Source organism: Pedobacter sp. 01T416_2, from assembly GCF_056398925.1.
Map to the genome: position 1 here is coordinate 1 of NZ_JBFTQI010000050.1, position 13,845 is coordinate 13,845.

Genomic DNA, 13,845 nt, shown 5'->3' on the forward strand with positions numbered 1-13,845 from the left:
AAAGTTGGTGCGCACGATTTTATCGAACGTTTACCGGGTGGCTATCAATATAATGTGATGGAAAGAGGTGCTACACTCTCAGCTGGTCAGGCCCAGTTGATTTCGTTTATCCGTGCCCTCGTGCATAATCCGGCTATTTTGGTTTTAGATGAGGCCACTTCATCAGTTGACACCGAAACAGAATTATTGATCCAGAAAGCCATTGATAACTTAATGGACGGTAGAACTTCGATTGTAATTGCCCACCGTTTATCCACCATTCAAAAGGCCGATCAGATTATTGTGCTCGATAAGGGTGAGATTAAAGAAAAAGGCACACATCAGCAGCTGTTAAGATTAAATGGCTACTATAAAAAGCTTTACGATCTGCAGTTCTCATCCAAAGGGATAGCTAAAGTTTAAACGCATTTATTCTCAAGGATTTTCTTAATTTAACGGCTTCTTAAACCCAATAGGAAGATGAAACGGTTAAAATTACTTGCCTTGTTCTTGTTTTCGGCTTTAGCCTTGCAGGTTTCTGCACAACAGAAAAAATATGTAATGGTGATTCACGGTGGTGCCGGCACCATTCTCAAAAAGAACATGAGTCCCGAAAAAGAGGCTGCCTATATCGCTGCCTTAACACAAGCATTAAATGCAGGTTATGCAGAAATTAAAGCAGGTAAATCGAGCCTCGATGCTGTTGAAGCAACCATTCACGTTTTAGAAAACGATCCACATTTTAATGCTGGCAAAGGTGCTGTTTTTACACATGATGGCAGAAATGAGCTCGACGCCGCAATAATGGATGGAAAAACCTTAATGGCGGGATCCGTTGCGGGGGTAACTACCATAAAAAATCCAATTTCTGCTGCCAGAGCCGTGATGGAAAAATCGGAGCATGTAATGATGGTTGGCGCAGGTGCCGATCAGTTTGCAAAAGAAGCTGGATTGGAAATCGTTGATCCTAAATATTTCTGGACTAAGGAACGTTGGGATGGCTTACAACAGGCCATTAAAGAAGATTCTACCAAAGCGGTTTTAGATCATGGAACTAAAAAATCGGAATTATTTGGAATTAAAAACCACGATTACAAATTTGGTACGGTGGGTTGTGTAGCTTTAGATAAGGCTGGAAACCTGGCAGCGGGAACTTCAACCGGTGGTATGACGAACAAAAAATACGGACGTGTGGGCGATGCACCAATTATAGGGGCAGGTACCTACTGCAATAATGAAACAGCAGGTATTTCCTGTACTGGTTGGGGCGAGTTTTATATCCGTAATGTGGTGGCAAAAACCATTTCCGATTTAATGGAATATAAGGGCTTATCTGTTGCAGAGGCATCGAAAATTGCGTTAGATAAAGTAGGTAAAATGGGTGGCAACGGTGGTTTAATTGCTTTAGATAAAAAAGGAAATATGACTATGCCCTTTAATACCGAGGGAATGTATAGAGGTGCAATTACTGCCGACGGGAAAATTGAGGTCAGTATTTATAAATAAAATTATTTTAAGCTTACGGTCTGTTCATTATTCAATAGCAAACCAAAACACCTAAAAAAATAAAGATGACATTTATAGAATTTGTAAAAAAAGTATTCTCCAATTTAACCTTTCAGGTTATCCTTGCCATCATAATAGGAATTAATGTTGGGATTTTCTTCCCCGGTTTTGCACCTACAGCTAAATTGATCAGTCAGGGTTTTATCAACCTGATTAGCATGTTAATTGCACCAATTATATTCTTTACTATTGTTTTAGGAATCGCACACATGGGCGATATGAAAAAAGTAGGCAGGGTAGGTGGTAAAGCATTGTTATATTTCGAAATTGTAAGTACGGTAGCTATTGCAATTGGTTTAGTGGTAGCCAATGTTTTAAAGCCAGGTGCCGGAATGATAACTAAGGCTAGCGATGCTACAAAAATTGTTGGTTATGCCGAGCAAGCTAAAGATATGAACTGGGCAGAGTTTTTTCTGCATATTATCCCGCATAATGTGATTGCCGCTTTTGCTGAGGGAAACATTTTACAGATTTTGCTGTTTGCCATTCTTTTTGGTTATGGTTTAAATAAATTAGGTGGAGAGGGAACAAGCGTATTAAATGCCTTCGATAAAATATCGAAAGTGCTCTTCAAAATTATGAAGGTGATAATGCGTTTAGCGCCAATTGGTGCTTTCGGCGGGATGGCTTTTAGCATCGGTACCCATGGTTTGGAAAGTTTAGTGGGCATGGCCAAACTGATGGGCTCAGTTTATTTAACCTGCATCCTGTTCATTTTTATTGTTTTAAACGGAATTTGCCGCTACTATAATTTTAGCTTGTGGGCCTACCTGAAGTATATCCGACAGGAAATTTTAATTGTACTGGGTACTTCTTCTTCCGAATCGGCACTGCCAAGCATGATGCAGAAAATGGAAGCTATTGGGTGCGATAAATCGGTTGTTGGTTTGGTTATCCCTACCGGCTATTCTTTTAATCTTGATGGAACTGCAATTTACCTGGCCATGGCCGTTATATTTCTTTGTCAGGTTTTTCATGTCGATTTATCCTTAGGTCAGCAGATTACAGTTTTAGGTGTGCTCATGGTTACTTCTAAAGGTGCAGCTGGGGTAACAGGGAGTGGTTTTATCGTTTTGGTATCAACCTTAACCGCTTTGAAAATTATGCCGATAGAACATATCTCCATATTAATTGGTGTAGACCGTTTTATGAGCGAAGCAAGGGCTATAACCAATGTAATCGGAAACGGCGTGGCCACCATCGTAATTGCTAAAAGTGAAAACCAGTTTGATGAAGCAAAGTATCAGAAAGCTATTCAGCCTGCAATGATAGAAAAAGCAGAGGAGGTGTAGTTTAGAGCTATCCTCTCGAAGCATCACCCTGTCCCGATTCATCGGGATCAGGGTCTTAATAGCAGGAAAGATGCTGACCACGGAGTAGCTACAAGGCAGTTGAAAATACTGTCTCTACTTGTAAAATAAATTCAGCATGACGAACGCTCCGAAACCCCTTCTACCCTCAGCCTTCACACCTTCAACCTTTTTATGTACCTTTGTGCTAGAAACATGCACACAGCTTGTTTAATTAATCCACAGCACATTGGCTCAAGAAGAACAAAATAACCGCAAGGAAAAAAGCGAGTTACACCCACGCAACAAACACCGTTCGCGTTACAATTTCAAACAACTTATTGCAACCTCAAAAGAATTAAAGCGTTTCGTTTTTAAAAACGAACACAATGATGATTCTATCGATTTTGCAGATCAAAGCGCCGTTAAAGCACTTAATAGGGCATTGTTGAAATATTTTTATAACATTTCACAGTGGGACATTCCTCAGGATTTTCTTTGTCCGCCTATTCCGGGCCGGGCCGATTATATTCACTATGTTGCCGATCTATTAGGGTCAAGCAATAAAGGTAAAAACCCTAAAGGAGCTAATATTAATGTATTGGATATTGGTGTAGGTGCAAACTGTATTTACCCCATCATTGGTCACCAGGAATATGGCTGGAGTTTCGTAGGTTCTGAGATCGATCCACTTTCGGTCGATTCGGCTAAGCGCATTATCGAAGCGAATAAACCCCTACAAGGGGCAGTAGAAATCCGTCAGCAATCTTCAAAAATGGGTATTTTTAGAGGTATTGTTGGTGGCAAAGAGCGTTTCGATGCCGTGGTTTGTAACCCACCGTTTCATGMTTCTTTAAAAGAAGCCGAGCAAGGTACCCGTCAGAAATGGCGTAACCTGGGCGGAAATGAAAAGGAAGTAAAACACGTATTAAACTTTGGCGGTAACAAGGCCGAGCTTTGGTGCCCGGGTGGTGAGCGTGCTTTTGTAGAACAGATGATTATCCAGAGTGAGCAGATCAAAAATCAGGTTTTATGGTTTACCTCATTGGTATCAAAAAGTGCCAACTTAAAAAGTATCTATAGTGCATTGGTTAAAGCAAATGCTTTTGAGGTAACCACCGTTCAAATGAGCCAGGGGCAAAAAATAAGCCGTTTCGTAGCATGGACCTTCCATGACGAAGCTGCACAGGCCGAATGGGTAAAAGCCTGGAAAACTGAACCAAAACCTAAAGCAGATAGTCCTAAAGCTGAAGCTAAAAGTCTTTAGGATAAATTTTATATAGTATACTTTGTCTGTTCGTCACCCTGAATTTATTTCAGGGTCTATTTTGATTAGAATAGCTTTTAAAAGATTCTGAAATAAATTCAGAATGACGAATTACAAGAGATTAAGTAAAGCAAAGCCGTCCTGATTTTATATCAGAACGGCTTTTTTGCATAAGTGGATTATGAATCCTTATGTGGTTTAATTAACTGGTCTTTGCCTCGAAAATATACCCAGCCAGAGCAGTTACTACCATGGCAACCGTGCCCCAGAAACAAATCCGTAATATCCCTTTAATCATACTAGATCCCCCTGCCTTCGCTGCAATTGCGCCCGATAAAGCTAAGAATACAATAGCAAAACCATATTGATAAAACACCATCGATTTTATTGGGGCAAGAAAAGCAACTAAAAAAGGTAAAATACCGCCGCTGATAAAGGAGGCGCCAGATGCAAAAGCAGCTTGAAGCGGCTTGGGCTGTGTAATTTCGTTAATACCCAGTTCATCTCTGGCATGTGTGCCTAAGGCATCTTTCTCGGTTAATTTTATGGCTACCTGCATGGCCAGATCTTCATCAAGCCCTTGTATAACATATATCTTAGCGAGCTCTTTCAGCTCCAATTCGGGCATGGTTTCGAGTTCTATTTTCTCGCGTGCAAGATCTGCTTTTTCAATATCGGACTGAGAACTTACTGAAACATATTCTCCTGCTGCCATAGATAATGCCCMTGCAACCAAACCGGCCAGTGCCGCTAATACAATCGGACTTCTGGTATCGCTCGCTGCGGCAATACCAATAACCAAACTGGCTGTAGAAATAATGCCGTCGTTGGTACCAAGTACAGCAGCCCTTAGCCAGCCCGTTCTATTGGTATAATGTTTTTCCAGTTCCATTTTTGGTTATCTGTTCTCTAGTTGTAATGTTCAAGGTCCCCCTTTGAAGGGGGCAGGGGGATGAAAAATAGCGCTATCCTTCCCTTATCCCTTCCGAAGGGGGAGGGAAGTGGCTTAGGTTCGAATATCATCATTTCTTCTCGTAAACAATCATAATAGTCAAATCATTACCGGCATTTGGGGCAATACCATGCGAGCTACCTGGGCGGGTTAAAATGGCATCACCAGGTTTAACCGCAAAAGTTTTTCCATTCATCTGCATGGTTCCGTTTCCGCTGAGTACGTAATAAATCTCATCTTCTTTTTGCAAATGGTATCCGATAGAGGAACCCGGTTTTAAAGTTCTTTTTCGGAATGCTGTTTTAAGATTTTTGGCATCACTAAAAAAGTTAAAGCCGATGGTTTTACCCCCGCCGTTATGCGTACCAGGTTCCTCTTTGGCTACTTCAATATCGTTTTGGAGGATGTATTTGCTGGTATCGGTACTTTGTGCGCTGGCCTTAACTGAAATAAAGGTTGAAACAAAAATGGTTACGATTGGGATTAGCTTCTTGATCATATACGTTTTATAATTGGCTTAAGTTTTGTCTGGGTTTTTAGACTTTCCGCTTTGGTCTTTAGTCTTTCCGCTCAAAAGGTAAATTTARGCGTTTTGCCTGGATGTTGCCACAAGCACCAGCACTTTGTTACTAAACCCGATCGCAGTGGTCCCGACTTTACGTCGGGAAAGAACGAAGAGCGGGAGTGTAGCCCTCCAAAAGAACTGGACCGCTCATTTTCTAATCCTAAGCCTTAATGTTTTTGCTTTGAAAACGAATGTGCAGTAGTTCTTGGCCTTTTAAGTCCTGCCATCCGCTTTACCTCTCTACGTTCGGTGTTCGCTATTGTCAGGTTTATAATCGAAAGGCTTGCTCCTGATGTAGCGCCAAAAAACTTTTACCTTTCATGCCTAAACCCCATAAAGGCAGTCTCAACTTTACTTCTGAATAAAGTCTATGACGGGCTACAGGTGCCATAAACCATTTCCTTACATTTTCCTGAAAAAACGGACTAAATAATATGGTTTTAGATTTGAATTCCAGTTCAATAATATTAGCTTTGCACAAAAAAAATATTGATACATGAGCGTTTTAGTAAATAAAGATTCTAAGGTTATCGTTCAGGGTTTTACCGGAAACGAAGGAACTTACCACGCTGAGCAGATGCTGGCCTATGGTACAAACGTAGTTGGTGGTGTAACGCCTGGCAAAGGTGGGCAATTGCATTTAGATAAGCCTGTTTTTAATACTGTTAAAGATGCCGTTGATAAAACGGGTGCAAATGTATCTATCATTTTCGTGCCACCAGCTTTTGCTGCTGATGCAATTATGGAAGCTGCCGAAGGCGGTATTAAAGTTATTGTTTGTATTACTGAAGGTATCCCAACTAAGGATATGATTCAGGTTAAAGAATATATTGCTGATCGCGATGTTACGCTTATCGGCCCTAACTGCCCGGGTGTAATTACTGCTGATGAAGCTAAAATCGGTATCATGCCAGGTTTTATCTTCAAAAAAGGTCATGTAGGTGTGGTTTCTAAATCAGGAACTTTAACTTACGAAGCGGTAGATCAGGTTGTTAAAGCTGGTTTAGGTATTACAACGGCTATCGGTATCGGTGGTGACCCAATTATTGGAACACCTACTGTAGAAGCAGTTAAATTATTAATGAACGATCCTGAAACTCACGGTATCATCATGATTGGTGAAATTGGTGGTGGAATGGAAGCAGAAGCTGCCCGCTGGATCAAAGAACACGGTACTAAACCTGTTGTTGGTTTCATCGCTGGTCAAACTGCGCCTCCGGGACGTAGAATGGGCCACGCTGGTGCTATTGTGGGTGGTGCTGATGATACTGCAGCTGCTAAAATGAAAATCATGCGCGAGTGTGGTATCCGTGTAGTAGAAAGTCCTGCTGAAATCGGTGCTGCAATGGCAGAAGAATTAGCAAAATAAAATTTAAAAATCTCTTTATAGAAAAGCGTTTCGATTAATTTCGAGGCGCTTTTTGTGTTAGGCACTATTTTTAACCGCAAAGGATGCAATTTATGTTTAACCACTAAGTCGCAAAGAACACAAAGTTGGGGTGTTACGGCCATCTTTCTTCTTATGGCGTTATTCCCGCGCAGGCGGGAATCTTAATGCTTAAGGTTAAAACCACTACCCCTTGTTTGGGGTTGCATCATAAAGACGATTTCAGCTCAGGATGACAATCTATATTTATGATACATCCTCTGTGCAGAAAAGGGAAATAACCCACCAACTTTGTCAGGGTGAGGTAAACACTAATACAAACCGCTAAACCTGCAAACCAAAACAGAATCTATAGCGTATATTGAAGTATGAAAACGATGTTAAATAAACTATTTTTGGTTTCTGCTGTTGTTTTAATAACAGGTATTTCTGCTTGTGCCCAAAAGCAAGATAAGAAAGCCGTAAAACAATCGAAGGAAACAGAACAAATCATACCAAAAAAGAAAATGAACTGGAATCCATTAACACCCGAAGAAGAAAGAGTAATTGTAAATAAAGGTACAGAATACCCTGGTACAGGTAAATATGAACATACAACAGATAAAGGAACTTATACCTGTAAGCGTTGTAATGCGGCCTTATACCGTTCGGAAAGTAAGTTCGATGCACACTGCGGCTGGCCTGCTTTCGATGACGAAATTAAAGGCGCTGTAAAGCGTATTCCTGATGCTGATGGCTCGCGCACAGAAATTGTTTGCGCCAATTGTGGCGCACATTTAGGTCACGTATTTTTGGGCGAAGGATTTACCAATAAAGACACCCGTCATTGCGTAAATTCGATCTCAATGAATTTCGTGCCAGATCAAAAATAAGGTGGATGTAGAAGGGTTAGGTAGGGGCGTACAGCGATAAGTTGTACGCCTTTTTTAATGCATAAAATAAGGCTGTTTTTCCACAAATTATTGATTATAAACTAAATGCTTATATTTGCAGGCTCGATAAAGAAAATTTAGCCTATGAAGTATCTGCTGTTATTAAGTTTTTGTTTCCTGTTTTTACAAGGTAAAGCACAAGATTCCGATTCATCAAATGAACCGGATAGTATCAAAAAAACAGTTCTCGCCACTTATTATCACAGAAAATTCGAAGGCCGCCGCACCACCAGTGGCGCCAAATACCGGGCAAAAAAGCTAACAGCTGCCCATCGTACATTGCCATTCGGCACCCTGGTTACAGTAACCAATCCAGACAACGGAAAATCGGTAGTTGTGAAGGTAAATGACCGTGGTCCTTTCTCTAAAAGATTAGCTATAGATCTGTCTGAACGTGCTGCAAAACAGATCGGTATCTTCCGTAAAGGCATAGCTAAAGTAAGCCTCAGTTATACAGTTGAGTAATACTCCTTTTAGCTCTATTTAGTGCCGATTATACCCCTCAAATTTAAGTTATTAACACTCGTTTTGGTTTGCTAAGCCCTTGAAAAGAAACGATTAGCTTTTTTTTCGCTTGAAAATGATATTCGACTGATCGTTTTTCCCCAGCAATTGAGCAGGGTGTTAACAACTTTGGTTCACAAAAAAGGGCCACCGTATATATATTTGTTATAACAAAGTTCTTTAACTTCTTGCGCTTGAAAACAAATATAAAAGCTTAGTTTTTAGTAATTTATACGTACATCACCTGATTGCAATTTTAAATTTTCCCTAACTAAAAACTCAGTTGTTTGTCAGGCAATAGGGTTAGCACTTTCACAACAGCGTTTTGATAAAAGACATTACAATCATCATATAAAATTGATGGATGCGTGCCTTTGTCGGCTCTGTTAAAAAAATAGAATTAAAAACATCAGCGTATGGAACAGGAATTATTACTACAAGAAAACAAAGATAGATTTGTGCTTTTGCCGATTAAGTATCCGGCAATCTGGGAAATGTATAAAAAGACCGAAGCTAGTTTTTGGACTGCAGAAGAGATTGATCTTTCTGACGACCAGAAACACTGGGACAATTTAAACGATGGCGAAAGACATTTCATTTCGCACATCCTTGCTTTCTTTTCTGCTAGTGATGGTATTGTGAACGAAAATCTTGCGGTAAACTTCATGAGTGAGGTTCAATTGCCAGAAGCACGTTGTTTTTATGGTTTCCAGATTATGATGGAAAATATCCATGCAGAAACCTACGCCCTGTTAATCGATACTTATATTAAGGATCCAGAAGAAAAAGACCGTTTGTTCCATGCCATTGATACCGTACCTGCGGTGAAAAGAAAAGCAGAATGGGCTTTACGCTGGATTGAAAACGGAACTTTTGCCGAGCGTTTAGTGGCATTTGCTGCGGTTGAAGGTATTTTCTTCAGCGGAAGTTTCTGTTCTATTTTCTGGTTAAAGAAACGTGGTTTAATGCCGGGACTAACTTTCAGTAACGAGCTGATCTCGAGAGACGAGGGTTCACATTGCGAATTTGCTTGTTTACTTTACAGCATGTTGAGCAATAAATTGAGCGAAGAAGCGGTTCATGGCATTATTCGTGATGCTGTAGAAATTGAAAAGGAATTTATTACTGATGCATTACCAGTTGCGCTAATTGGTATGAATGCAAAATTAATGAGTCAGTATATCGAATTTGTAGCCGACAGGTGGTTACAGGAGCTGGGTTACAAAAAAATCTACAATGCAACCAATCCATTCGATTTTATGGAAATGATTTCATTGCAGGGTAAAACCAACTTCTTCGAGAAACGTGTTGGCGATTATCAGAAAAGTGGTGTATTAACCTCTGCTGATAATAATAAACAGGCGTTTTCTTTAGATGAAGACTTTTAAAGTAGAAGGCAAAAGGTTTTAATCTCGCTACTTGTTACCTGCTACTCGATACTAATAAATAAATAACAAAAAATACAAAGTGATGATTAGGTCTTGATACTTGATACTCACGACTTAATAATAAAACTTAAATCTCATAAAATATGTTCGTACTAAAAAGAGATGGCCGCAAAGAAGCGGTGCAATTTGACAAAATCACAGCCCGCATTCAAAAGTTGTGCTATAGTTTAAATTCAGATCTGGTAGATCCAATCGATGTAGCCAAAAAGGTTATCGAAGGTTTATACGATGGTGTAACAACATCTGAGTTGGATAACCTTGCTGCAGAAACTGCTGCCTCGTTAACAACAAAACACCCTGATTACGCTTTGTTGGCATCGCGTATTGCGGTTTCCAACCTACATAAAAACACCACTAAATCATTCTCGGGTACGATGAAAATGTTGTACGAATATTTCGACCCGAAAGCGCAGAAAGCGGCTCCGCTTATCGCTGATGATGTTTATGAGATTATAGAAAAAAACAAAGATATTTTAGATAGTTCTATCATTTACGACCGCGATTTCGGTTTCGATTATTTCGGTTTTAAAACGTTGGAAAAATCTTACCTTTTAAAAGTTAACGGTCAGATTGTAGAGCGCCCTCAACATTTGTTTATGCGTGTTTCTGTTGGTATCCACAAAGAAGATATCGATAGCGCAATCAAAACCTATAACTTAATGAGCGAGCGTTGGTTTACACATGCTACACCAACTTTGTTTAACGCAGCTACACCAAAACCTCAAATGTCGTCATGTTTCTTGTTAACCATGCAGGATGATAGCATCGAAGGTATTTACGATACTTTAAAACAAACAGCTAAAATTTCGCAAAGTGCAGGTGGCATTGGTTTAAGTATCCACAACATCCGTGCAACAGGATCATATATTGGTGGTACAAACGGTACAAGTAACGGTATTATTCCAATGTTACGTGTATTTAACGATACTGCACGTTACGTAGATCAGGGTGGAGGTAAACGTAAAGGTGCCTTTGCTATTTATTTAGAACCTTGGCATGCAGATGTTTTCGAATTCTTAGATCTTCGTAAAAACCACGGTAAAGAAGAAATGCGTGCGCGCGATTTGTTTTATGCCCTTTGGATTAACGATTTGTTTATGCAACGTGTTAAAGATAATGGCGATTGGACATTATTCTGCCCGCACGAAGCACCAGGTTTGGCAGATTGTTTCGGTAAGGAATTCGAAGAATTATACGCTAAATATGAAGTAGAAGGTCGTGGCCGTAAAACCATTAAAGCACAAGAACTTTGGTTTGCTATCTTAGATTCGCAAATTGAAACCGGTACGCCTTACATGTTGTTTAAAGATGCAGCGAACAGCAAATCTAACCAACAGAATTTAGGTACCATTAAGAGCTCTAACTTGTGTACCGAAATTATCGAGTACACCTCTAAAGATGAAGTTGCGGTTTGTAACTTAGCATCGTTGGCATTGCCTCGTTTCGTAATCAACGGTGCTTTCGATCACCAAAAATTATACGATGTAACTTATCAGGCTACTTTAAACCTGAACAAAATCATCGATCATAACTATTATCCAGTACCAGAAGCCGAAAACTCAAACATGCGCCATCGTCCCGTTGGTTTAGGTGTACAAGGTTTGGCTGATGCCTTTATCTTATTGCGTTTACCTTTCGAAAGTGATGAGGCTAAACGTTTAAATAAAGATATTTTCGAGACGATCTATTTCGCTTCGATGACCGCTTCGCACGATTTGGCTGTGAAAAATGGTCCTTACCAAACATTTAAAGGTTCTCCATTATCAAAAGGTAAATTCCAGTTCGATTTATGGAATGTTACACCAGATAGTGGCCGTTGGGACTGGAATGCATTGCGCAAAAAAGTAGTTAAAGATGGTGTGTACAACTCATTATTGGTTGCACCAATGCCAACAGCATCTACTTCTCAAATTTTAGGTAACAACGAATGTTTCGAACCATATACTTCTAACATTTACACCCGCCGTGTATTAAGTGGAGAGTTTGTAGTGGTAAACAAACATTTATTGAAAGATTTAGTAGCGTTAGGTTTATGGAACAACGATATGAAAAACCAGATCATATTGGCTAACGGTTCTGTTCAGGCAATTGATTCGATTCCAGATTACATTAAAGAATTGTACAAAACGGTTTGGGAGATTAAAATGCGTAACATCATCGATATGGCTGCCGATCGTGGTGCTTATATCTGCCAATCGCAATCGTTAAACTTGTTTATCAATGCACCAAATACTTCAAAATTAACTTCAATGCACTTCTACGCATGGGAGAAAGGTTTAAAAACCGGTATGTATTACTTGCGTACACAAGCAGCTTCTCAAGCCGTTAAATTTACAGTAGAGAACCAAGGTGGTAAAGCCATTGAAGCGGTTATTCCAGCTGAAATGACACAAGATCAGGTTGCAGAAGAAATCGTTGACGGACCAGTTTGTTCAATGGAAGAAGGCTGTATCAGCTGCTCAGGCTAGTAAACTCGTCATGCTGAATTTGTTTCAGCATCTATCAAGCAGATCCTGAAACAAGTTCAGGATGACGAATCTAATAATATCGTAAGGTTTTGGGCAAACGCTCAAAACCTTTTTTACGATATGGTGCACATTGTTAATGGCTGTAATTTTTAGCCAAAATTTTTCTATTATTATCCATATGAATAAGAAACGATTTGTAACATTGATTTTGATTTCTGCCATTCTGCTTTTCTCGAATTGTAAAAAAGATGAAACAGAAGAGAAGGGCCCTTTAGATTATCTCACTAAGCGAACTTGGAAAAGAGCCACAGTGGATAAAAGCCCTGGTTCGAATCCACTACTTAATATATATATCTTACCCATAGATTGTGAAAAGGATGATGTTTACTCTTTTAGTGTTGATGGTGTAATAAAAATTGATAATGGTACTGAAAAGTGCGATGCTACAGAAAGTAAAATAGATACAAGCTCTTATAGTATCGCTAAAGCAGAAATTACGATTAAAGGAGTGAAGTATATCCTTACAGAAGTTTCGCCTCAACAAATAAAATATGTTAATGTAGTTTCTTCTCAGACTGGCTATTATTATACTGTAATGTTATTGCAGTAGGGATTCCAAGTTTTAAGCAATGTTAGTGTAAGGTTTTGGGCAAACGCTCAAAACCTTATTTTTTGTTTATACTTTTGTGTTGGTTCAGTAGTTCATTAGCCATTGGTTCATTAGTTTCTAAAGCACCATACACCAGTGAACTAATGACCATTGAACAAATGAACAATACCTTAAAACATAGCGCCAAACACGAAATCATTCCTTGCGAGCGATGTAATGGTGCCATTGAATGCAAGGCAAATTCTTATACCAAATGCCAGTGCAGTGTAGTGCAGTTAAGCATTAATGAAGTGCAATATATCTCCGAATTGTACGATGGCTGCCTCTGCGCCAAATGTTTATTTGAGTTACAGCAAGAATATCGTGTAGAAATAGGCGTATAAAATTTTGTGATTTTTGTTGCCAGCTTCCATGGTCTGTGGCTCGCAGACCGAATCTGTTAACCGTTTGTAAAGCACAGGTCATCATAATATTAAGAAAAATCATTTGAAAAGCAGGTTCCTGTTCTTTTGGTTTGGTTCCTGTCCCGCTTTCCCTTCTGCCGATTGAAGGAATCGGCATTCGTACAATCGGGTTTAGTTAATCCGGGTATTGTGCTTTTCTGAAAATTCTTTATTTCTGTTCATCTCTATTTGGTTCTAACCTGAGTTCGATAATTATTAGGTGAAAATCATATCTTATACACGCCTAATCCAGCTTTATCGTCCTGCTGAATTTATTTCAGCATCTTTTTAGCGTGAAAGACCCTGAAATAAATTCAGGGTGACGACCGCCTTAACTGAAAACTTGATTCAAATGTCACAAAGTGAGATTTAATAATCGAACTCAGGTTTCTAATTCTGGTGAAGTACTGTACTCCAATTTGGTCAATTGTATAG

General features: G+C 39.5%; 13 protein-coding genes. 11 read left to right on the forward strand and 2 right to left on the reverse strand.

All coding sequences use genetic code 11. From position 1 onward, the window contains the following. The 4 genes from AC1DPQ_RS03840 to rlmF all read left to right on the forward strand — a co-directional run. A partial coding sequence (locus AC1DPQ_RS03840; RefSeq protein ID WP_477608020.1) for an ATP-binding cassette domain-containing protein occupies positions 1-402 on the forward strand: 402 nt, incomplete at its 5' end. 57 nt (positions 403-459) lie between these two features. Then, entirely contained in the window at positions 460-1,485 is a 1,026-nt protein-coding gene (locus AC1DPQ_RS03845) for an isoaspartyl peptidase/L-asparaginase family protein (protein WP_477585098.1), read from the forward strand. A 65-nt stretch (positions 1,486-1,550) separates the two neighbouring features. Further along, positions 1,551-2,837, forward strand: coding sequence for a C4-dicarboxylate transporter DctA (gene dctA, locus AC1DPQ_RS03850; protein WP_477608021.1), 1,287 nt, complete (start codon positions 1,551-1,553; stop codon positions 2,835-2,837). Positions 2,838-3,084: 247 nt separating this feature from the next. Further along, positions 3,085-4,101, forward strand: coding sequence for a 23S rRNA (adenine(1618)-N(6))-methyltransferase RlmF (gene rlmF, locus AC1DPQ_RS03855; RefSeq protein ID WP_477608023.1), 1,017 nt, complete (start codon positions 3,085-3,087; stop codon positions 4,099-4,101). A gap of 202 nt (positions 4,102-4,303) precedes the next feature. Here the strand turns inward: rlmF and AC1DPQ_RS03860 are convergent, their stop codons facing one another. After that, on the reverse strand, positions 4,304-4,993 hold the full coding sequence (locus AC1DPQ_RS03860; protein WP_477608025.1) for a VIT1/CCC1 transporter family protein: 690 nt from the start codon (positions 4,991-4,993) through the stop codon (positions 4,304-4,306). 130 nt (positions 4,994-5,123) lie between these two features. Continuing rightward, positions 5,124-5,552 carry a cupin domain-containing protein gene (locus tag AC1DPQ_RS03865; RefSeq protein ID WP_477580191.1) on the reverse strand — a complete coding sequence of 143 codons (429 nt, stop codon included), beginning with the start codon at positions 5,550-5,552 and terminating at the stop codon, positions 5,124-5,126. A gap of 562 nt (positions 5,553-6,114) precedes the next feature. Here AC1DPQ_RS03865 and sucD point away from each other — a divergent pair. From sucD to AC1DPQ_RS03900, 7 genes are all read left to right on the forward strand, one after another. Further along, positions 6,115-6,987 (forward strand): succinate--CoA ligase subunit alpha, encoded by an 873-nt coding sequence (sucD, locus tag AC1DPQ_RS03870; protein WP_029279034.1) that lies wholly within the window; start codon positions 6,115-6,117, stop codon positions 6,985-6,987. A gap of 386 nt (positions 6,988-7,373) precedes the next feature. Further along, on the forward strand, positions 7,374-7,877 hold the full coding sequence (locus AC1DPQ_RS03875; RefSeq protein ID WP_215131388.1) for a methionine-R-sulfoxide reductase: 504 nt from the start codon (positions 7,374-7,376) through the stop codon (positions 7,875-7,877). 144 nt (positions 7,878-8,021) lie between these two features. After that, positions 8,022-8,402 carry a septal ring lytic transglycosylase RlpA family protein gene (locus AC1DPQ_RS03880; protein WP_477580188.1) on the forward strand — a complete coding sequence of 127 codons (381 nt, stop codon included), beginning with the start codon at positions 8,022-8,024 and terminating at the stop codon, positions 8,400-8,402. Between the two features lie 455 nt (positions 8,403-8,857). Beyond that, the gene (locus AC1DPQ_RS03885) at positions 8,858-9,829 is read left to right on the forward strand and encodes a ribonucleoside-diphosphate reductase small subunit (RefSeq protein ID WP_477580186.1); all 972 of its coding nucleotides are present in this window, start codon (positions 8,858-8,860) and stop codon (positions 9,827-9,829) included. Positions 9,830-9,972: 143 nt separating this feature from the next. Continuing rightward, positions 9,973-12,357 carry a ribonucleoside-diphosphate reductase subunit alpha gene (locus AC1DPQ_RS03890; RefSeq protein ID WP_477580184.1) on the forward strand — a complete coding sequence of 795 codons (2,385 nt, stop codon included), beginning with the start codon at positions 9,973-9,975 and terminating at the stop codon, positions 12,355-12,357. A gap of 178 nt (positions 12,358-12,535) precedes the next feature. Continuing rightward, entirely contained in the window at positions 12,536-12,967 is a 432-nt protein-coding gene (locus tag AC1DPQ_RS03895) for a hypothetical protein (RefSeq protein ID WP_477580182.1), read from the forward strand. Between the two features lie 62 nt (positions 12,968-13,029). Beyond that, positions 13,030-13,350, forward strand: a complete 321-nt coding sequence (locus tag AC1DPQ_RS03900; protein ID WP_477580180.1) for a cysteine-rich CWC family protein — start codon at positions 13,030-13,032, stop codon at positions 13,348-13,350. The last annotated feature ends 495 nt before the right edge of the window (positions 13,351-13,845 follow it).